Raw genomic sequence first — 18,675 nt, forward strand, 5'->3', positions numbered from 1 at the left:
ATGTCACATCTCCCCTCCCTGGAGACCGCAACCGAGCGGCACCGGAGGCGGCCGCGAATACGAGGACACCCGTGATCGAGTCGAGCAGTCGGCACGCGGGAGTGCTCTGAGACGCGTCCAGGAACGAGGGCAAAGGGCTGTGGCTCGTCATGTTCCTTCTCGTCAACATCTAGGTAGGCCCCAGCCACCCCGGAACGAGCGGCCGAGGGGCCAAGCTCACTCTTCAGCCGGAGAGCGCCGGAAGGAGGTGCAATGCCGCGCCCGCTCCGGGCTCGCCGGTCATCCGAAGGCAGGGCGGCAGCTCAGATCGCGCGTAGCTGGGCCCGACGTTCCTCGGCGACAACAACGCAACTGTCCGTGTGGCGATAGCCATGTATGCCGCCGCTCGCCTCCGATGCGAACAGCACGCGTTCGTAGGACTCCCCAGAGGCGATCAGCTGGGAGCATGCGCCGCAGATTCGCCCCCGTATGGCCTCCTCGATATCGCTCGTGCCCGTCGACGGCCCGAGCGGGCCGGGGTTCTCGAACAGCGTCAGCAGTGCACGAGAGATGACCGCGAGGTCCTGCGCATGGCATGCCTTCGCCACCTGCGACTTGCCGGCACCCTCCTCCAGGAGGCGATGAGCGCGCACTATGACGTAGACCGCTGCGTGGCGCATCTCCCCTCGCATACGGGCGGCGATGGCAGTGACCTCCGGGACGAGGAGCTGTACATGCCCGCGCAGCCGACCGAGAAGGGTCTTCAGTTTCACGAGTTCCGGTGGGCAGGTGCCCCATACGTCGAGGCCGACGGTGTACGTCTCGCGGATCGTGTGCGCGTCGACCGGCGCGCGCTCGTTCAAAGCGGTCACGACGCCCCCCGCGCTCGTCCACTGTCGCTCGCCTCGTCGCCACGAACCAGGAAGTTGGCCCACACGTCTTTGCCGCCCGTGAACTCGGAGCAACCGCAGTCGTCGGCGAAGCTCGCCACGAGGAGCAAGCCCCGGCCGCACTCAGCGTCCGCGGCGTCGTAGGAGAGCTTGGGCAATGCGGGATCGAAGTCGCGCACGCAGACGTTGAGTATGCCCGTCAGACGCGTGACCGTGAGTCGCGCGCCCCTCGTCCCGGTGCCGGGAAGAGGATCTGTGTGCCGCAGGACGTTGGTCAGCAGCTCCGTAACCGTCAGGGCTGCACTGTCGATCAGGCCGGATAGACCCCAAAGCTCCAAGTGGGCCCGAACTACGGTCCTGATGATGGGCACGGCCTCTGAGGTCACGTCGAGGTCTATCTCCAGGTGCCCCGACTTGCTGCGCGTCGTCGCGCGTACGCCGGTTGCTGGCACGGCGGGCAGTTCCAAGAGGTCGGCCATCAAAGATCCAATTCGGTCTGGCGAATCCTCACCAATGAGGTTTGACTGCGGTGTGTACTGGTGTGGAACCGGTCAGCAACCATTCAGTCAGGTCGCGAGACCCACGTGCATATCCGGATGCGGAGACCTGAGATATCCGCATCACGACCCAGGGGACGCTGATGCCGCAGCCCGAGAAGGAGCTCAACCCCGACGCCTCGCCACAGGCATGGTTCGGCGCTGAACTGCGCCACTGGCGTAAGCGTCAACCAGGTCTGCGGGCTGCCCAGTTGGGGCCGATGGTGCAGGTCAGCCCGGATGTGATCTCCAAGATCGAAAAGGGCTCGTACCGGTGCCGACGTGACCTGGCAGAGCGTCTGGACGATGTCCTTGAGACGGGCGGAGTCCTCACCCGCGCGTGGGGGATGGTGTTCGGCGATGCGGATAAAAGGCGGCGTGATGCGGATAGTGCCCGCCGAGGACCGGTGGAGGGGACGATTCAGGTCCATCAAGGGCGCATGCTGGGCACAGACCCGTCAGCCCCGCTATCCGAGAGCCTTACCTCAGTGGACCGACGCGCTTTCCTGGCTGCCACCAGCCTTGCCGCCTTCGCCCCGATAGAACTCGCCCGACTCGTCGCGCCAACCGCACCGCCGGAGCTTCCGAAGCGGATTCGCCCCACGGAGCTGGATCAGCTGCGCCTCATCGCCGACAGCATCCACCGCTGGGACAACGCGCAGGGTGGTGGGGGTCTGGTCGGTGACTTCGCGAGTCGCTCGATGGAGTGGGCCGTACGGCTACTCTTCGTCGCCTGCCCGGAGCAGCTCCGCCCGGATCTTCTCAGCAGCATCGCGCGGCTGGGCATCGTGGTCGGCGCCACTCACTTCGACGCCTATGCTCACGGCGAGGCGAGGGTCGCTTTCAAGGTCGCTTCCGAATGCGCGGAGGAGGCCGGCGACTGGTGGCTTCGCGCCAAGACGTTTTCCTTCCTCTCCCGACAAGCGACTTGGCTCGGCGATCCTGACGAAGGTCTCACGTACGCGGAGAAGGGGCTTGTCCGCGCCGACCGGCTCACCCCGACCATTCAGGCCATGATGCACAGCGCACGCGCACGAGCCTTCGGCAAGATGAACGACGTCCAGGGCACGATGGCCGCAGTAGGTGCGGCCGACGATGCCTTTGCACGCTCGAATCCGGCCAAGGACCCGGCGTGGATGCACTACTACGACGAGGCCCAGCACCACGGCGACACAGCCCATGCGCTGTTCGACCTGTCCATTCATGCCGAGCAGGACCCGGGGCGGGCGGCGCAGCGGTTCACAACAGCGGTCGTCGGCCACGGCGACGACTACGCCCGCTCGCGCGGTATCTCCCGAACGAAACTGGCGTCGCTCCTCATGGCCAAGGGCGACCCTATGCAAGCGATTACCATCGGGCACCAGGCGCTCAACGACGTCGGCAGGCTCACCTCTCGGAGAGCTGCGGACGACCTCAGGGAACTCCGCCGATTCGCCGGGCAACACCGCACGCTGGAAGAGGCGGCGCAGCTGCGCCAACGGATCACAGCTACCTTGCAGGCATGACGAACTCGGTTGCCCCCGCCCGCGCCGTACTGGAAGAAGCCTGCGCCCGCGCAAGCTTCGACCCGGCAGGCGCCGAGCCCGTTCGCCTCGCCGAGAACGAGATATGGCGCCTCCCGGATCAGGTGATCGTCCGCATCGCCCGCGCCGGCCAGTGGGATGCGGCCGTGCGAGAGGTCCGCGTGGCCCGCTGGCTTGCCGACAACGAGCTACCGGCTGTCCGCGCGCTACCGGTCGAACAACCGGTGGAGGCCGCGGGCCGCCCGGCGACGTTCTGGGCTGAGCTCCCACGGCATGAGATCGGCACGGTTCGGGATGTGGTCGTGCTGCTGAAACAGCTCCACCCGTTGCCTCTGCCTGGCTTCCCCCTCGACCGGCTCGACCCGTTCGTACGGGTTGCCGAGCGGATCGAGGCAGCGACATCCCTGTCGGAAGATGATCGAGCGTGGCTGCGACATCGACACGCAGAACTCCGCGAGTGGTGGGAGCACAGACCCATGGGCCTGCCCGAGTGTCTTGTGCATGGGGACGCCTGGGTCGGCAATGTCGCGCGCACCGCTGCCGGCCCGATCCTGATGGACTTCGAGCGGGCCTCTATCGGGCCGCCGGAGTGGGATCTCGTCTCGACAGCAGTCAAGCTCACGACGACCGGCACGGTCACCGAGTCCGAGTACGCCGAGTTCTGCCAGGCGTACGGAAGGGACGTCACGGAGTGGGAGGGGTACGAACTCCTTGCCGGGGCACGTGAGTTGCGTATGACCACTTACGCAGCCCAGCATGCAGCCACGCGACCCGAGTGGCAGGCCGAAGCGCAGTACCGCGTGGACTGTCTGCGGGGTCGTGCAGAAGCACGTCCGTGGCGCTGGAAAGGGATCATGTAACGCCCATCGGAACCCTTCAAGTAGTGGACGTGCTCCTCAGCTCCGCCGACAGCCAGCCAACATGCTTCGCGACCTCTTCTGTGCCGGAGAACCTTTGAAGGTCCCGGTCATAGCAGATCAAAGGACTCTAGATGCATGGCCAGGGCGAGAAGGGTACGGTCGGCGTACGGTGCGCCGATCAACTGGACTGCAATGGGCAGGCCCTGGTCGTTTGTGCCGACGGGGACGATGACGGCGGGCAGGCCGATGTGGCTGATGAGGTTGGCCCAGCCGGTCTGATCGAAGAAGCTGCGTTCGTGCCCGTTGATCTGAAGGGTTCGGCTGCCGTTCGGGATGGCGGGGGTCGGGGCAGCAGGGGTGAGGAGCACTTCGTGGTGCTCGAAGAACGCCGTCCACGCAGCGCGTTGACGGGCGCGCTCTTCACGGGCGATAAGCCAGCTGCGGTGGGGCTGGGTGCGATGGCGCAGGGCAGTGGCTCGAAGAGAGGTGTCGTCCTCGCATAGTTGGCGTGCGCTGGTCAGGTCTGCTGTGAACGCGTCGTCGCTGCCAGCTAGGGAGGCGTTGGCGTGGAGGAGCTGTTCGAAGAGTTGCGATGCGTCAGTGAAGCCAACCGGGCCGCGGGTTGCGGTGATGTGCGCTCCGGTGGCGCCCAGCTGGCGGGTGAGCAGTTCGAGCGTCGCGGCCGTGGCGTCATCGACGGGGCAGCCAGGGTCGCTTGGCCAGATGGCGATGCGGAAGTCATCGAGCTGTCGGGGCGGTTCGGGCAGGCTCAGTCGCCATGGTGTGTGTTCATCCGGGGTGGGCGTGGTGAGTGCCGTGAGCATGAGGGCCAGGTCGCGGGGGTGTCGGGCGAGAGGGCCGGGGGTGAGCATGTCGCTGGTGGTCAGCCAGCCGGGTGGTCGGGGAATGTGTCCTCGGGCAGAGACGAGTCCTTGGGTGGGGCGCAGGGCGTAGACGCCGCAGTAGTGGGCCGGCAGGCGGAGGGAGCCGGCGAGGTCGCTGCCGAGTTCGAGGGGGGTCAGTGCGGCGGCGATGGCTGCTGCGGCGCCGCCGGAGGAGCCGCCGGGGGTTCGGGTGGGGTCGTGGGGGTTGTGGGTGGTTCCGAAGAGGGTGTTGTCGGTGTGGAGGTCCTGGCAGTAGGCGGGGACGTTGGTTTTGCCCATGATCACGGCGCCGGCGTGGCGGAGTCTCGCAACGGCATCGGCGTCCTGCTCGGGGATGTGGTGGCGGAGGTCTTCGCTTCCGCAGGTGGTGCGCAAGTGGGCGGTTTCGAAGGAGTCCTTGATCGTGAGCGGCAGCCCGTCGAGCAGGCCGACGGGTTCGCCTCGGGTCCGGCGTGTGTCTGAGGCGTCGGCTGCTCGTTGGGCGGCTTCGATGTCGAGGGTGATGACGGCGTTGAGGGTGCTGGCCTGGATCCGTTCGAGGTGGAGGTCGAGCAGGTCTCGGTTGGAGATCGCGCCTTGTTGGAGTGCGTTGAGCTGGGCGTGGGCCGGGAGGTCCGGGTAGCTGGTGTTCATGTGCTGACGGCCTCGGGGGCTGTGGGTTGGTCGTGCCGGGCGAAGTGTCGAGCGATGGCACGCAGGGCCGGGAGGTCCTCGATGGGGTGCCAGGACTCGATGTTCTGGTCGGCGAAGTCGGTGGGCTGGGCAGGCAGCGTGCCCTCTGTGTGAGCGGTGAGTGCGGCGCGGATCTGGTCGGCGGTGACCGCCGCGTGGAGTTCGTCTCCCGTGAGGCCGGCGGCCCGGTGCCGTTCTTCGCTGGCCTGCCGTATGTGGTGGTCGAGGTAGGGACGCACTGCGGTCTGTCCGTCGCGGATCTCCACGACCCGGCGGTACACCTGGAAGGGGATGCCGCGGGTGTGCGATCGGTCGTCGGCCGTGGAGTCGTTGGGGGTGAGGGCGATCTCGGGGACGGCGCGGTAGAAGACGAGCCACAGTGGATGCAGCTGGCGGTGAGCACGTCGGAGGTCCCACTGGTAGGTGGCGTGCCGTGTTTGGGCGGTGAGCGTGGGGATGAGCCAGCCGACCAGGGTGAGGATCGTTCCGAGGTCACCGCAGATCCAGGCGAAGTCCTCCCAGCCGGTCAGGGAGGTGCCCAGGGCTGCGGCGGTCACGTTCCCGATGCGCACGGCACTGTAGCCGAGGGTCACGGCCGCGCCGACGGCGACGGTGCGCAGACCAACGCGTACGGCCGTGCGCGGGCTGCGGCTGGCCAGACGCCAGCTCGCCACGCTCAAGTAGACCTCGGCGAGTGTGTAGGCGCTGATGTAGACCGTCAGGTAGGCCGCGTAGATGTGGTCGTGCGCGTAGTACAGGGTGAAGTCCGTGGGCCGCTGGACGGCGGGGGTCAGCAGGAAGAACAGCACGAACAGTGCGGTGATGACGGCGGCGCCGGAGCCGAGCCAGTACCGGGACATCTGGCGGGCCCGGTCGGCGGCTGAACTCCAGTGGCTCAGGACGTGGGGCAGAGATCGATCAGCAGGCAACGGTGGACGGGGCATACTGCCGCGATCCCAAGACGCCACCACAGCGGCCATACCGGTCTCTCTGCAAGGCAGCACGGGCAGGCCCGACTTGACGTGGTCAACATCCATTCACGAAGAGCGACAAGCCGCATCGACGTCCGGTCGCTCGGCTCCAGGCCCGCGAAGTCGAGTGCGGTCCCGTCATACCGGGCGAGCTGCATGGCCTGAAGCGTTCGGACCGGCAACCCTGTCGCATCGCGCAGGCCGCTGAGGCTCTCAGGGGTGAGAATGACTCCGAAAAACACGGGCCGAGTGATTGCCGCGCCTTCGGAACACTCCAACCCCAGTGCGTGGGCAGCCCGGCCGGGAGGAGCGCTCAGCGTGCCCGCAACACGATCTACCCAGGAGGAGAAAGCCTCGCCGCTAACCGGCTTCGGGACGACAGGAAGCCGGCGGGCACGGGGTACGGCAACAGGACTACGCGCAGGCACTTGTGGGATCGTGTGTCTCGCAAGCACGTGCACTGCCGCCAATGCCGCCCCCTCCCACTTGCGCGTCCGTCTCAGGCTCTTTCGGCGGCCTCTCCTGACGAACGCGTGAACACCGGCCCCAGTAGGCCACTTGACGTTATTCATTCCCCGATGTCCACGACGAGAACCCGTCTGAGGTAGTGGCCTCGCACGCGGTGGCCGTCGCCTTTGAGGTAGACCATTCGGTATGGCGGACGAGGCGGTCAACCAATGCAGTCCGAGACCCCGCCTGTCAGTGAGCGTTTTCAGCTCGGCCACTGATCGGGTGACGCTGGTGGTGTGCGCAACGCACGAGGCTCCCGTGCCGTTGGGGGAGGTGTTCGAAGTCTCAACCCAAAGGCACAGGAGCCGCGTTGGTTCCGTATTCTGCCGCGCTCGACCTGCCTCACGCCCTGGCCGAGTGGGTCACCGTCACCATGCTCATCGTCACCCGCGAGGGTGACCGCCGCTGCAAACTCCCGCCGCACCAACGTGCCCTGGTCGGTCTGGTGTACCTGCGTCGGCACGACACTCTGGCGCAGATCGCGGCCGGGTTCGGCATATCCGTCGGCACCGCCCACGCCTACACGGCCTCTGTCATCGATCTGCTCGCCGACCGGGCCCGGCCTGCTCCGTGCCCTGCGTGAAGCCGACCCGGAGTACGTCCTGCTGGACGGCACCCTCGCGGAGTGCGACCGGGTCGGCGACAGCCGAGCCGACTATTCCCACAAACACCGCCGACACGGGGTGAACGTGCAGATGGTCACTGATCCAGACTGCCAGCTGCTGTGGATCTCACCCGCACTCCCCGGCCGCGCCCACGACCTGACGGCGGCGCGCAACCACCGGATCATCCGGATCTGCGAACGCCAAGGCGTCCCAGTCCTCGCTGACCGGGCTTACATGGGAGCTGGCTCATGGGTGACGACACCCCTCAGGCGCCCGCCGGGCCGCGAGCTCACACCGACCCAGCAAACCGTCAACCGCGCGCTGTCCGCAGCCCGGGCCCCGGTCGAGCGCGGCGTCGCACGGCTGAAGTCCTGGCGCATCTTCCGCCGGTCCCGCTGCAGCCCGAATCGAATGACGTCAATTGCCGCTGCCGTCCTCACGCCGGAGCGGCAACGCTGAAAGAGCTCAATCACCCCGATCACGACCGACCGGCCAATTGCCCGTTACTGACCCACGCTCCTAGCCCTCGGCCTCGGCGGGGTTCTCCTCGCCCAGCTCGGCCCAGACCGTCTTGCCTTGCCTGGCATGGCGCGTTCCCCAGCGCTCGGCAAGCTGGGCGACGAGAAACAGGCCGCGTCCTCCCTCGTCGAAGACCCGGGCCCGGCGCAGGTGGGGCGTGGTGCTGCTGGCGTCGGACACTTCACACAGCAGGGAGCGGTCACGGATGAGCCGCAGGCGGATGGGAGGCCGACCGTAGCGGATGGCGTTGGTGACCAGTTCGCTGACCACCAGTTCGGTGGTGAAGTCGAGTTCCTCCAGTCCCCAGGCGGTCAGCTGCCGGGCAGCATTCGAACGGGCTCGGGTGACGGCTGCCGGGTCGGCGTCCACGTCCCAGGCTGCGACCTGGGTGTCCCCGAGGGCGCGGGTGCGGGCCAGCAGCAGGGCGACGTCGTCGTCGGCTCGGCCTGCGGGCAGCAGGGCTTCGAGCACGGTGTCGCACGCGGCCTCCAGCGAGGCGCAGGGCTGGGCCAGAGCGTGGCGCAGGAGGGTGAGGCCTGCCTCGATATCGCGGTCGCGGGCTTCGACCAGGCCGTCGGTGTACAGGGCGAGGAGGCTGCCTTCGGGCAGGTCGACCTCCGCCGCCTCGAACGGCAGGCCCCCCAGGCCCAGCGGCGGGCCGGGCGGGAGATCGAGGAGCTCGACGGTTGCGTCGCCGGTCACCACGGCGGGCAGCACGTGGCCCGCGCGTGCCAGGTAACAGCGGCCGTCCACGGGATCGTAGACGGCGTACAGACATGTGGCACCGATGTCCCCGGGCGCTTCCACGTCCGGGTCGGCCGAGACTTCGGAGGACAGCCGAATGACGACGTCGTCCAGATGTGTCAGCAGTTCCTCGGGAGGCAGGTCGATGTCGGCGAGGGTACGGACCGCGCTCCGCAGGCGCCCCATCGTGGCGGCGGCGTGGATACCGTGACCTACCACATCGCCCACCACCAGGGCGACCCGGGCGCCGGACAGCGGGATGACGTCGTACCAGTCGCCGCCCACACCGGCCTGGGCACCGGCGGGCAGGTAGCGGCAGGCAACGTCGACGGCGGACTGCTCCGCCGTACGACGTGGGAGGAGACTGCGCTGCAGGGTGACGGCCGTGGCATGGGCGTGCGTGTAGCGGCGGGCGTTGTCGATGGCCACGGCCGCCCTGGCCGCGATCTCCTGGGCGAGGATCAGGTCTTCGTCGTCGAACAGGTCGGGGTTGCTGTGACGGGAAAACCGCGCGACACCAAGGGTGGCACCGCGGGCGCTCAGCGGCACCACCAGCATCGAGCGGGTGGGGTGGCTGACGAAGGCATCGGCCGGATCGGTCGGCGCCGCCGTGTGCCGGGACGGCTGACCGGTGGCCAGGGCGCGAGCCGAGGGCGATCCGCCCGGGCAGGTGTGGCGCTCCCCCAGCCGAATCGTCGGCTCCTGACCGCCCCACGCCGACGACGCCTGGGCAACCCGGTGCAGTACGAGCTGACCCGCCGCCGGACTGCCGCCCCCGTGGACCACGGGGTCGAGCAGGTCGACAGTGACGAGGTCGGCGAAGTGACCGATGGCGAGATCCGCCAGCTCCTGGGTGGTGCGAGCGATGTCCAGGGTGGTCCCGACGCGTTTGCCGGCCTCGTTCACCAGGGACAGCCGCCACTGCAGTCGCCGGTCCCGCTCCTCCTGGTACGCCGTGACGCCCTGCTCAGATGTGTGGTCGACGTATCCGCTTGTCGCCAGCAGCCAGCGCGACGCCGCACTGATCAGCTCCGCATTCTTCGTCAGTCGCGGCATTTCCGCGAGCAGTCTGTCGAGGACGATGCGCTGACCGAGCCGGTAGGCCCGCAGCATCACACTGACGGGCGTACCGCGCCGCGCCAGCCGGCGTGCGCGTTCCATCTCCGCGGCCGGCGGTTCGATCTCGCTCGGCTCGATGCCGTATTGCAGGCCCCGCAGCACGCCGACGACGTTTTCGGTGACGCCCTCGGAGGTCCTACGGGCGAGATCCGGGTCGTTCCACAGTTCGGGAACCTCATGCCGCAGGCACCGCACCACGTCGGCGATCAGCTCGTCCGCCTTCGGTCCGAGCTCGCCGGCGACCCGGGACACAAAGCTGGCGGCCGTGTACTCCACACTTTCGACTCTACGCCGAGCGGGCGACCCGTGAGCGGTCCGGCGTGACGAGCTCCCGCGCGAGACGGCGCACGCCCCGGCCGTCCGCCGGACCGCGGCGTACCACACCGCCGTCAGGGCCGGCACGGCGGCGGGCTGGGCCCGCCCGGGCGGGCCGCTGTTACTCAGGTGGGCCACAGCGGCCGCGAAGCCGGACGCTTGCCAAGTCACCACAGAGCCGGGCGGACCATGCGGCGTTCACCACGGGCTTCCCGCATCTGCCGAAGCCGGGGGAACAAGCGGACCACGCCGGCGAGCCGACCGTCACCGAACCGCGGACGCACACACTCCCCGGCCACCACGATCCTCGGAGCCGTCTCGGCGGCCAGGTCGTAGGCCGCCAGGCAGTCATCCAGACCGGCGGGGAAGGGGTTCTCGGGCGCGAGACGGTATGCGCGGGAAGCAGCACGCGCGCGCCTGCGGCCAGCGCCACTTGAGCGCCCAGGAAGCGCGCCCCGGCAGCGGATCCGACCCGGAAGCCGCCCCCGTGCAGGTCGAGGATGACAAGGTCTTCGGGGGCGCCCTGCGGTGTCAGGAGCCACGATCCGGGCCGGAGTTCCGCGACCTCCTCATGGGTGGGCGACTCCCACCATTGGCTGGTACATGCCGGCGAACGCGTCCACCCCTCGCGTTCCGACGCGAGGCTCACGGGGCCGTTGGTCCGGGCCGACTCCTGATGCCACCCATCCATCAGGGCGAACGTGGCGCTGGGCATGGTCGTGCTCCTCACTGTCCCCCGAGGGGGCTTTCAATGGAATCGGCCACGGCGGCCGGACGTACCGGCGAGCCGATGGGAAAGACGTCAGACTCCGCACAGACGGGATAGCCGGTCACTCGAGCTCAGGAGACTTCGGTACCGGCGGCCAGCGTGGTGAACCGCCCTTCCAGGTCGGCCAGGAAATTCTCGCCGTCGGGCAGCATTCCGGCGATCGCCTGTACGGTGGTCCGGCCGGAGCTCCGGAGCCGCTCTCGACGAACTCTGCGGCCTCCGGGAAGTACGAGACGAGCAAGTCCTTGAAGACACGGACCGCATCTTCGCGGTCCATGAGTTCCCCCATCGTCATGTCCAGGGACAACGGTGCCCGCTCAACCGTGTGTGCCCCCAGCGCCACTGTCCACGTGTGCCTCCCGGAGCCCACCTCGATGACGCCCCTGCCGTCCGGCAGGACAACGTCGGCCGTGGTGTTCGGAGGGACGACGTGGCCTCCACGGTGAATCACGCCCGGAGAGCGCCCAGGACACCTCGACGGTGCCGTACGGCGTGTGCAGACGTGCTCCAGCCTGGGTGATACCGCCACCCGGAAGGGGAGCGATCCGCAGGCGGTGGTGTCCCGGCGCGGCGGGAGCCAGGCCGGCCACCGTACGGTGGCACGGCCCCGGGCGGACTTCAGCGGGCGAGCAGTCCGCGCAGAACCACCCTTTCCACAGCTGCGACGAGTTCCGTCACATGGGAGGCGTCAGCGCGGAGTCGGTCCGCGCGCCAGGAGAGGCCGAGAACGCCGTTCATGGCAGCCCACAACGCGGTGGCGGTGGTGACGGGATCGAGGTCGGCGGCGAGCGAGCCGTCGGCCACCCCGTCGGCCAGGGCGGCGGCGAGTTTGGCGTTCTGCTCGTCTACGAGCGCGGCGACCCGTTCCAGGGCCGCGGGTTCGTCCGGCGGCTCGGCCAGCAGGCGGAACTGGTGTGGGCGCTCGGCGGCGAAACGGACGTACGCGGCCGAGGCGGCCCTGATGCGTTCCACGGGGGTGCCCGGGGCAGCGTAGGCGTCGTCCATGTAGGTCCGGTTGTCCTCGAGTGCCCGCTCGGCAACCGCGATGAGAACGGCCGCGCGGCCGCCCACGCGGTTGTACACCGTCTGCACGGCGACATCCGCGCGTTCGGCGATGCCTTCCAAGGTGACCGCGTCGGGGCCTCCGGAGGCCAGCAGCTCCTCGGCGGCGTCGACGATGGCCGCACGGGTTGCCGCGGCCCGACGTGTCGTGCGTGTGACCTTGATTGTCATGGTCTCCGCTACTTTACGTGGTGCTTGAAACGGCCGGACCCCCTGGGCCGCTTCCTTCAGCCCGGAATTCAGCGGGAACCGGCCTGGTGGCGCTCATGCACCGCCGGGTCGTGCCAGCCCGACGCCGAGGCGAGGCCGTGGGCGCGCTGGACCGTCTGAGGGCGGAAACCGACACGTTCGAGTATCGGCCGGAACAGACCGGGAGCGTTCGCGGTCAGGGTGAGGGACCTGGGGACGACGACGCGGTCCGCACGGCGCTCGATGCCGCGGACGATACCGGCGATGACCTTCTCCAGCGGCACCATCTTCCACAACCCCTTGGAGTTGCCGCCCCAGAGGGCGTGCCCGGCCGGGTCCGCGGTCACGTCGTCCATCATCGGAGTGCGGAAGAACGTGGGGTGGGCGCTGCCGACACCGACACCCAGGTGGCGAACCTCCAGGCGAAGGCTGTCGCACATCGCCCACACGCCGGCCTTGCTCGCGGTGTAGGAGATCTGGAGCGGCGAGTGCACGAAGGCGGCCATGGAGGAGATCGCGAGGAGATAGCCGCGTTGGGCCTCGACGTGGGGCAGAGCCGCACGGAAGGTGCGCCAGACCCCGTTGAGGTTGACGTCGATGACACGTTCGTAGGCCGACGGGTCGATGGTCGCCATCGGGGCCATGGTGTCGATCCCGGCGCCTGCGATGACGATGTCGAGGCGCCCGAAGTGCGAGGCGGCCTCGTCCATGGCTTGCTGCAGGCCGGCGAGGTCGCGTACGTCGGCGTGCCAGCCACGGGCGACTGTTTCGTCTCCCAGGTCCTGCGCTTGGGCAGTGCTGGCCGCGAGGCTGAGGTCGAGCAGCGCGAGGTTGGCGCCGCGCCCGCGCAGGGCCTGGGCGAGGGCGGCGCCCAGGCCGCCGGTGGAGCCAGTGAGGACGACGGTGCGCCCGGCCAGGTCGTAACGGGTCATGACAACCTACCTCGGTGAGTCGGTCTGCGGGGACTTGCCTGTGGGGCGGGCGGATTCCTCGAGTCGGCGCAGGAGTCGGCGCAGTTCGGGGTGGCGTTCGGCGATGAGATCGGTGACGGGGTTAAGGACGCCGCGCAGGGCCGAAATCGGTACCCACCTGCGGGGGACCATGACACGGGCCGAGCGGTTCTCGATGCCGCGGACGACGGCGTCCGCGACGCGCGTGGGGGCGATGGCCTTGCCGAGCAGGGACGGGAAGGCGATCTCGCGCATGCGGGTGGTGATGTCGTTGCTTCCGAAGGCTGCCCCAGCGATGGGCGTGTGGACCCAGCCGGGGTAGAGGACCCCGGCGCTGGCGCCGTGGATGCCGAGTTCGGCGCGCAGGGCGCGGCCGAATTGCTCGACGCCGGCCTTCGACATGGCGTAGGGGGCGTTGGTCATACCGTTGAAGTAGGCGTACACCGAAGCGGTGACCAGGACGTGCCCGCGCGCCGCGATGACGTGCGGCAGTGCGGCGCGAACGGTGCGCCAGACGCCCAGCAGGTCCACTTCGACGACGCGCTCGAACATGGCCGGGTCGATGGTGGCGATCGCCGCCGGCGGATCGGCCGCGATCCCCGCGTTGGCGAAGACGACATCCAGGCCGCCGAACCGGTCGACCGTACGGTCCACCGCGTCGGCCAGTGCGGCGCTGTCGGTGACATCCACCGACAGCGTCAGTGTCCTGTCGCCGCCGAGGTCGCGGGCGAGGGCCGATGTGGCGTCGATGCCCCGGTCGGCGAGGACCACGTTGGCTCCGCGCGAGTGCAGCGTGCGGGCGGTGGCCGCACCGATGCCTCCGGCTGCGCCGGTGATGAAGACGGTCTTCCCCGCAATCGGGTAGGTGAGCATCTCGTACCTCTTTCAGGGTGTCGTGGGTCTCGGGGCTTCACCGGGTGCGGAGCCGATGGGGACGTGCCGCGTCAGGAAGGCGAGCTGGTCCGTGACAACGCGTTCGAAGGGCTCGCCGAGGTAGATGTCGAAGTGGCCGTCGGGGTAGAGGCGGATCTCGCCGCGCGGGGCCCTGCGGGCATGGCGCAGGGTCGGCCGCGCGGGGGCCACGCTGTCGTGCTCGCATACGCAGAACAGCACCGGGCATGCGATCTTCGCGGTCCGGCGGCCCGGCCGGTAGCGGAGGATGTCCAGGGCGAACCGCGCCGCAACCTGGTTAGAGAAGGGCACGTCGTTGGGCACGAGGGCCAGGTAGCCGGGCTCGGCGTCCGCAGCGGTCATCAACGCGGCGGATCCGGGCGGCCCCGCCGTCGCGACCATGACGGGAGGGCGCCCGAGGCGGGCGCCGACCATGTCACGGACCGCGCGGGCCATCACCTTCACCGAGGTGTCCGGGCGCATCGCCAGGGCAGAGGCGACACCGTCGGTGAACAGGCCCTGGGCGATGACGGCGGCGACGGCCGGGTCCTGGGCGGCTGTCGCCAGGACATGGCCGCCGCCGAAAGAGGTGCCCCACAGCACCACGCGCCGGGGATCGGTCTCCGGCCGGGAGCGCGCGTACGCCACGGCGGCCCGCCAGTCCTGGAGCTGTCGTCTGATGCTCAGGAGCTGTCGCGGCTGACCGCCGCTGGCCCCGAAGTGCCGGTAGTCGAACACCAGGCACGCGTAGCCGGCGGCGGCGAAACGCTCGGCGTACGCGTCCAGCCGCATCTCGCGGACCCCACCGAGACCGTGTGCCATGACCACCACGGGGCGCCGACCCCCGCCCTCGGGCAGGTACAGCCAGGCGTGACACTCGTCCGGCCCCGAAGGAAACGTCACATTCAATCGGTCGGTCATCGGACCTCCGTAACACGGCTCGCATCGTTGGGCTCGCGGATACTTGGAACTGCTTCCAATGTTGGAAGTTAATCCAACATTGCGGGGCTGTAAAGCAAACCGACGGCAACGAACCCGTCACGTCTCCGCTGGGTTCTGAGCCACGCCCTACTTCAGCGCCGCACCGGGCGAAGAACGGCCGACGGTCCGTGCGCGGGGTGTGTCCGACAGGTGATCGCTCGGGGCCAGGCCGAGCTTGTGCCCTTTGTCGTGCCGAGGGGGCGGCGCAAGCTTGCCCGCTATTTTTTGGGGGGCGGACGAGGTTTGTGGGACGCAGCCCGCGAGGCGCGCCTGATCCCGCCGACGCTGCTGATCGACGTCCCCGACGACGCGGAGATCACCCGCGAGGAGATCTTCGGACCGGTGTGACCATCCACCCCTACGACGATCTGGCCGAGGCGATCGCGTTCATCAACGACCGTCCGGCCGCTCTGGCGGCGTATTGGTACGGCGAGGACGGCGACGACTTCCGCCGCTTCCTGCAGGACACCACCTCCGGCGGTGTCACCCGCAACGACGGGCTCCTGCACGCCTCCCTCAGCAACGCCCCGTCCGGCGGAGTGGGAGGCTCCGGCACAGGCGCCTACGGCGGCAAGGCTGGCTTCGACGAGTTCACCTACCGGCGCACCGTGGCCGCCCAGACCGGCCCCCAGGGGTTCACCGACGGGATGGTCGGCTCCGCGCTGCTGCCTCCGGAACTTACAGCCGGGATCGACCAGGCCATCACCGGGGTCGCCGTTGAAATTCGGACCCGACCGGCTAACCGATCTAGTCGGCGCATGAAGGCAGGGCCTCGCGGTAGCTCGGGGGTGTCGAAGCCAACCCCGGACCGGTCGCCGACCTGATCGAAGAGGCGGCCGAGGCAAGCGCCTGACAGCGGGTGGCCACCATGGTCATCACTGTCATCCGACCGTGCAAGCGCCGGCCGGCGATCGTTCCCACCTGGCTCAGCCCGCGAGTCTTCTGCGGTACTCGCGCGGGCTGAACCCGTGGCGGTCCTTGAAGGCGCGGGTGAAGTGCGAGGCGTCCTTGAAGCCGACGGCGTAGGCGATGTCCGTGACACTGCGGCCCGCCCGACCCGGGTTGGCGAGCAGCCCGGCGGCCCTGTCGATCCGCCGTTGCAGGATCCAGCGAGACGGTGAGGCGTCCTCGGCTCTGAAGATCGCGTGCAGGTAGCGGACGGAGATTCCCAGCGCTCGGGCGACCATGGCGGGCGACAGGTCGGGGTCGGCGATGTGGTCGTTGATGTACCGGCGGGCGCGGTCCATATGGGCTGCTCTGGGTACGCCGAGCCGGGCGCCTGAATCGGTTCGCTCGGACAGAGCTGTGGCCAGCAGCTCCAGCAGCGTGGCGCCGATGCGTGCCCTCGCGTCGGGAGACAGACCGGCGGAGTGGGCGGTCAGAGAGTGGAAGAAGGGCGCGAAGAGCGCGCCCACCCCGTGGTCGCCCGGCACCATGGTCGCCATCGCGTCCCGCGCCAGCGGGCAGTGCGCGTCGAACAGCGGCCTGGGCACCTTCAGCACCAGCAGTTCGAACGGGTCGGCGCAGACGATACGGCAGGGCCGGGCACTGTCGTAGACGGTGAAGTCGCCTGGGCGCAAGACCGCGTCCCGCTCCTGCTGCGAGACCGTCACACAGCCCTGGACGGCCAGGTTGACCAGGAGGTCGTCCTCGCCCGATCTCCGGATCAGCGTCGGGGACCGGAACACCGTGTGGGGGTCGGAGACCACCCTCGCGACGCCCAGGTCTCCGAGCGTCTGGGCCGTGACCCTGCCCCGGAACCCGGCGGACGTGGGCTGCGGCACGTCCATCTCGTACTGGACGAACGTCGTGCAGACCACCTCACGCCAGTAGTCGAGCCGAGCTCGGCCTTCGAGTGGCGCCGTGGAGAAGTCGAGCGTCATACCGGTGCCACCTCACTGCGCACCTTCCGGGGACCCGGTCGTGGGTGCGCTCAGGTTCAAGTAACCGTGCGGCCTCAGTCAAGCCCCCGCCGCAGGTCGGACCGTACGTTCGCACCCACAGACCCACCCAGGCAATGAGGCAAGGTGACATGACTACGTCCGAAGAGATCATGGCGCAGTACGTCGCGACCGAGGCGCGCGTGGACCGCATGCGGGACAAGTACGCCTTGGAGGAGGGGTACATCAGCGAGGACAGCAGCCCGTGGGTGCCGTTCGTGCCCAACGTGTTCATCAAGCACCTCACCTTTGATGTCCGCGGCAGCAGCGCCGCCAACGTGCTGTGGGTGCAGGAGGGCGGCACGCTGGGCCGCCACCGGCATCGTGGCCCGGTCTCCGGCTACGTCCTCGAAGGCAGCTGGCGCTACCTGGAGTACGACTGGGTCGGGAAGCCCGGGGACTTCGTCCGGGAGAGCCCGGGGCGCAGCCATACCCTCTACTCCGAGCACGGGATGAAGACGATGTTCTGGCTCAACGGTCCGCTGGAGTTCCTCGACGAGGAGGACCGCGTGATGGAGACGGTGGACGTGTTCTGGTTCATCGATCACTACGAGAACTACTGCCGGGAGAACGGTCTGAAGATCAACGAACGTCTCTATCTCTAAGAGGTCCTAACAAAGGCGTTGGACGTGGCGGTGGGTGATCAGGCAGGTGGCGAGTCCGAGGAAGGCTTCGTGGATGTCGTCGCGTCGTTCCCAGCGGATGCGCAGTCGGCGGAAGCCGTGCAGCCAGGCGATCGTGCGCTCGACGACGTAGCGGAAGATGCCCAGGCCGCTGCCGTGCTCTTCTCCGCGTCTGGCGATGACCGGGCGGATGCCGCGGGTCCAGAGCAGGCGCCGGTACTTGTCGTGGTCGTAGCCGCGGTCTGCTAGGAGCGCATCGGGTCTGCGTCTGGGCCGGCCGACGAGGCCGGACACGGCGGGGACCTTGTCGAGCAGGGGCAGTAGCTGGGTGACGTCGTTGCGGTTTCCGCCGGTCAGAGACACTGCGAGCGGGATGCCCTGGGCGTCGGTGAGGACGTGGTGCTTGCTGCCCGGACGTGCGCGGTCGACCGGGCTGGGCCCGCTTTTGGGCCGCGCCGAGCGGCCCGCACGTGCGAGGAGTCGATCACCGCCCGAGACCAGTCCAGCTTCTTCGCCGCCCGCAGCTTCCTCAGCAGCACCAGGTGCAGTTCATCCCACACCCCGGCCTCGTTCCACGCGGCCAGGCGCCGCCAGCACGTCATGCCGGAACCGAAGCCCAGTTCCTGGGGCAGGTACTCCCACTGGATGCCGGTATGCAGCACGAACAGGATCCCGCACAACGCCTGCCGGTCCGGCACCCGAGGTCTGCCCTCCACCACCTTCGGCGGCGGCCCGGGCAGCAACGGCTCGACGAGCGACCACAGTTCATCCGACACGATCCATGGCCGCGACTGACGTTTCCCCACGACCAGACCAACGACCACCCACACCAAGAGTCACATGATCAACGACTTCTGTTAGGGCCTCTAAGCACGCCGATGCTTTCCCGACCCTCGCCGACGACGCACCCGGTCAACCGCGCCAGCGGATCACTTCGGGGGCGGCGGCCACGGCGGTGACGTTGTCGGCAAGGGGGCGGGGCAGCAGGTCGTCGGCGGGGGTCAGACGGCGCAGCACGGTGTTGCGGTGAGTGAAGAGCCGCTCGGCGGTGCGCGTGGTGCTGCATTGCTCGCGGAGGTAGGTGTCCAGGGTCGGGCGGGTCTCGGCATCGGCGTGCAGGAGTGAGCATGCGCTGGGTGAGGC

At 68.8% G+C, this 18,675-nt stretch carries 20 protein-coding genes and 1 pseudogene; 6 read left to right on the forward strand and 15 right to left on the reverse strand.

Annotation, left to right across the window (positions count from 1 at the left end; genetic code table 11):
* Positions 1-302: 302 nt before the first annotated feature.
* Positions 303-851 carry a DUF6415 family natural product biosynthesis protein gene (locus H4687_RS00810; RefSeq protein ID WP_046914044.1) on the reverse strand — a complete coding sequence of 183 codons (549 nt, stop codon included), beginning with the start codon at positions 849-851 and terminating at the stop codon, positions 303-305.
* Positions 848-1,348, reverse strand: coding sequence for an ATP-binding protein (locus H4687_RS00815; protein ID WP_050399737.1), 501 nt, complete (start codon positions 1,346-1,348; stop codon positions 848-850). The genes H4687_RS00810 and H4687_RS00815 overlap by 4 nt, the downstream gene beginning before the upstream one ends.
* 161 nt (positions 1,349-1,509) lie before the next feature.
* On the opposite strand from H4687_RS00815, the gene H4687_RS00820 reads away from it, so the two are divergent.
* Both H4687_RS00820 and H4687_RS00825 read left to right on the forward strand, forming a co-directional pair.
* On the forward strand, positions 1,510-2,910 hold the full coding sequence (locus tag H4687_RS00820) for a helix-turn-helix domain-containing protein (RefSeq protein WP_078907689.1): 1,401 nt from the start codon (positions 1,510-1,512) through the stop codon (positions 2,908-2,910).
* A complete protein-coding gene (locus tag H4687_RS00825; protein WP_078907690.1) occupies positions 2,907-3,788 on the forward strand; it encodes an aminoglycoside phosphotransferase family protein in 882 nt (293 codons plus the stop codon). Before H4687_RS00820 ends, H4687_RS00825 begins: the two co-directional genes overlap by 4 nt.
* 107 nt (positions 3,789-3,895) lie before the next feature.
* On the opposite strand, the gene H4687_RS00830 is transcribed toward H4687_RS00825, so the two are convergent.
* The 3 genes from H4687_RS00830 to H4687_RS48375 are packed head-to-tail and all read right to left on the reverse strand — an operon-like array spanning position 3,896 to position 6,887.
* Positions 3,896-5,305 carry an amidase family protein gene (locus tag H4687_RS00830; RefSeq protein WP_050399738.1) on the reverse strand — a complete coding sequence of 470 codons (1,410 nt, stop codon included), beginning with the start codon at positions 5,303-5,305 and terminating at the stop codon, positions 3,896-3,898.
* The gene (locus H4687_RS00835; RefSeq protein WP_159026162.1) at positions 5,302-6,273 is read right to left on the reverse strand and encodes an MAB_1171c family putative transporter; all 972 of its coding nucleotides are present in this window, start codon (positions 6,271-6,273) and stop codon (positions 5,302-5,304) included. The genes H4687_RS00830 and H4687_RS00835 overlap by 4 nt, the downstream gene beginning before the upstream one ends.
* Positions 6,240-6,887 (reverse strand): TniQ family protein, encoded by a 648-nt coding sequence (locus H4687_RS48375; RefSeq protein ID WP_078907691.1) that lies wholly within the window; start codon positions 6,885-6,887, stop codon positions 6,240-6,242. The genes H4687_RS00835 and H4687_RS48375 overlap by 34 nt, the downstream gene beginning before the upstream one ends.
* A 248-nt stretch (positions 6,888-7,135) precedes the next feature.
* Here H4687_RS48375 and H4687_RS00845 point away from each other — a divergent pair.
* Positions 7,136-7,889 (forward strand): annotated as a pseudogene (locus H4687_RS00845) (transposase).
* Between the two features lie 60 nt (positions 7,890-7,949).
* Here H4687_RS00845 and H4687_RS00850 read toward each other — a convergent pair.
* From H4687_RS00850 to H4687_RS00880, 7 genes are all read right to left on the reverse strand, one after another.
* Positions 7,950-10,088, reverse strand: coding sequence for an ATP-binding SpoIIE family protein phosphatase (locus tag H4687_RS00850; RefSeq protein ID WP_046915886.1), 2,139 nt, complete (start codon positions 10,086-10,088; stop codon positions 7,950-7,952).
* Positions 10,089-10,294: 206 nt separating this feature from the next.
* Positions 10,295-10,669: an alpha/beta hydrolase fold domain-containing protein gene (locus tag H4687_RS47900; RefSeq protein WP_233443827.1), complete on the reverse strand. Its 375-nt coding sequence runs from the start codon at positions 10,667-10,669 to the stop codon at positions 10,295-10,297.
* A gap of 544 nt (positions 10,670-11,213) precedes the next feature.
* Positions 11,214-11,486: an alpha-L-rhamnosidase C-terminal domain-containing protein gene (locus H4687_RS46000; protein WP_199813412.1), complete on the reverse strand. Its 273-nt coding sequence runs from the start codon at positions 11,484-11,486 to the stop codon at positions 11,214-11,216.
* A 28-nt stretch (positions 11,487-11,514) separates the two neighbouring features.
* The gene (locus tag H4687_RS00865; protein ID WP_046915887.1) at positions 11,515-12,129 is read right to left on the reverse strand and encodes a TetR/AcrR family transcriptional regulator; all 615 of its coding nucleotides are present in this window, start codon (positions 12,127-12,129) and stop codon (positions 11,515-11,517) included.
* A gap of 68 nt (positions 12,130-12,197) precedes the next feature.
* Entirely contained in the window at positions 12,198-13,079 is an 882-nt protein-coding gene (locus H4687_RS00870) for an SDR family NAD(P)-dependent oxidoreductase (RefSeq protein WP_046915888.1), read from the reverse strand.
* Between the two features lie 6 nt (positions 13,080-13,085).
* The gene (locus tag H4687_RS00875) at positions 13,086-13,970 is read right to left on the reverse strand and encodes a short-chain dehydrogenase/reductase (RefSeq protein WP_046915889.1); all 885 of its coding nucleotides are present in this window, start codon (positions 13,968-13,970) and stop codon (positions 13,086-13,088) included.
* Positions 13,971-13,982: 12 nt separating this feature from the next.
* Positions 13,983-14,909, reverse strand: a complete 927-nt coding sequence (locus H4687_RS00880) for an alpha/beta hydrolase (protein ID WP_046915890.1) — start codon at positions 14,907-14,909, stop codon at positions 13,983-13,985.
* Positions 14,910-15,158: 249 nt separating this feature from the next.
* Between H4687_RS00880 and H4687_RS47295 the strand changes: the two genes are divergently transcribed.
* The gene (locus tag H4687_RS47295; RefSeq protein ID WP_397961507.1) at positions 15,159-15,317 is read left to right on the forward strand and encodes an aldehyde dehydrogenase family protein; all 159 of its coding nucleotides are present in this window, start codon (positions 15,159-15,161) and stop codon (positions 15,315-15,317) included.
* Positions 15,314-15,793 (forward strand): aldehyde dehydrogenase family protein, encoded by a 480-nt coding sequence (locus H4687_RS00890; RefSeq protein WP_046915891.1) that lies wholly within the window; start codon positions 15,314-15,316, stop codon positions 15,791-15,793. Before H4687_RS47295 ends, H4687_RS00890 begins: the two co-directional genes overlap by 4 nt.
* 102 nt (positions 15,794-15,895) lie before the next feature.
* Here H4687_RS00890 and H4687_RS00895 read toward each other — a convergent pair whose 3' ends face one another.
* Positions 15,896-16,852 (reverse strand): AraC-like ligand-binding domain-containing protein, encoded by a 957-nt coding sequence (locus tag H4687_RS00895; protein WP_050399740.1) that lies wholly within the window; start codon positions 16,850-16,852, stop codon positions 15,896-15,898.
* 149 nt (positions 16,853-17,001) lie between these two features.
* On the opposite strand from H4687_RS00895, the gene H4687_RS00900 reads away from it, so the two are divergent.
* Positions 17,002-17,514, forward strand: coding sequence for a 2,4'-dihydroxyacetophenone dioxygenase family protein (locus H4687_RS00900; RefSeq protein WP_046915892.1), 513 nt, complete (start codon positions 17,002-17,004; stop codon positions 17,512-17,514).
* 6 nt (positions 17,515-17,520) lie between these two features.
* On the opposite strand, the gene H4687_RS00905 is transcribed toward H4687_RS00900, so the two are convergent.
* Both H4687_RS00905 and H4687_RS00910 read right to left on the reverse strand, forming a co-directional pair.
* Positions 17,521-18,338, reverse strand: a protein-coding gene (locus tag H4687_RS00905) for an IS5 family transposase (RefSeq protein ID WP_167358665.1) whose coding sequence is annotated in 2 segments (ribosomal slippage) — positions 17,521-17,978 and positions 17,978-18,338 — 819 coding nt in all. Because the reading frame shifts where the segments join, the coding sequence is not laid out codon by codon here.
* Between the two features lie 106 nt (positions 18,339-18,444).
* Positions 18,445-18,651: a helix-turn-helix domain-containing protein gene (locus H4687_RS00910; protein ID WP_199813406.1), complete on the reverse strand. Its 207-nt coding sequence runs from the start codon at positions 18,649-18,651 to the stop codon at positions 18,445-18,447.
* Positions 18,652-18,675: the final 24 nt, after the last annotated feature.

This window comes from Streptomyces stelliscabiei, from assembly GCF_014873495.1.
GTDB lineage: Bacteria > Actinomycetota > Actinomycetes > Streptomycetales > Streptomycetaceae > Streptomyces > Streptomyces bottropensis.

Excerpts from the sequence above, each read along its gene's own strand:
- H4687_RS00830 (WP_050399738.1), bottom strand. The coding sequence starts at position 5,305 with ATGAACACCAGCTACCCGGACCTCCCGGCCCACGCCCAGCTCAACGCA.
- H4687_RS00820 (WP_078907689.1), top strand. The coding sequence starts at position 1,510 with ATGCCGCAGCCCGAGAAGGAGCTCAACCCCGACGCCTCGCCACAGGCA.
- H4687_RS00880 (WP_046915890.1), bottom strand. The coding sequence starts at position 14,909 with ATGACCGACCGATTGAATGTGACGTTTCCTTCGGGGCCGGACGAGTGT.
- H4687_RS00865 (WP_046915887.1), bottom strand. The coding sequence starts at position 12,129 with ATGACAATCAAGGTCACACGCACGACACGTCGGGCCGCGGCAACCCGT.
- H4687_RS00875 (WP_046915889.1), bottom strand. The coding sequence starts at position 13,970 with ATGCTCACCTACCCGATTGCGGGGAAGACCGTCTTCATCACCGGCGCA.
- H4687_RS00895 (WP_050399740.1), bottom strand. The coding sequence starts at position 16,852 with ATGACGCTCGACTTCTCCACGGCGCCACTCGAAGGCCGAGCTCGGCTC.
- H4687_RS00900 (WP_046915892.1), top strand. The coding sequence starts at position 17,002 with ATGACTACGTCCGAAGAGATCATGGCGCAGTACGTCGCGACCGAGGCG.
- H4687_RS00815 (WP_050399737.1), bottom strand. The coding sequence starts at position 1,348 with ATGGCCGACCTCTTGGAACTGCCCGCCGTGCCAGCAACCGGCGTACGC.
- H4687_RS48375 (WP_078907691.1), bottom strand. The coding sequence starts at position 6,887 with ATGAATAACGTCAAGTGGCCTACTGGGGCCGGTGTTCACGCGTTCGTC.
- H4687_RS00870 (WP_046915888.1), bottom strand. The coding sequence starts at position 13,079 with ATGACCCGTTACGACCTGGCCGGGCGCACCGTCGTCCTCACTGGCTCC.
- H4687_RS00825 (WP_078907690.1), top strand. The coding sequence starts at position 2,907 with ATGACGAACTCGGTTGCCCCCGCCCGCGCCGTACTGGAAGAAGCCTGC.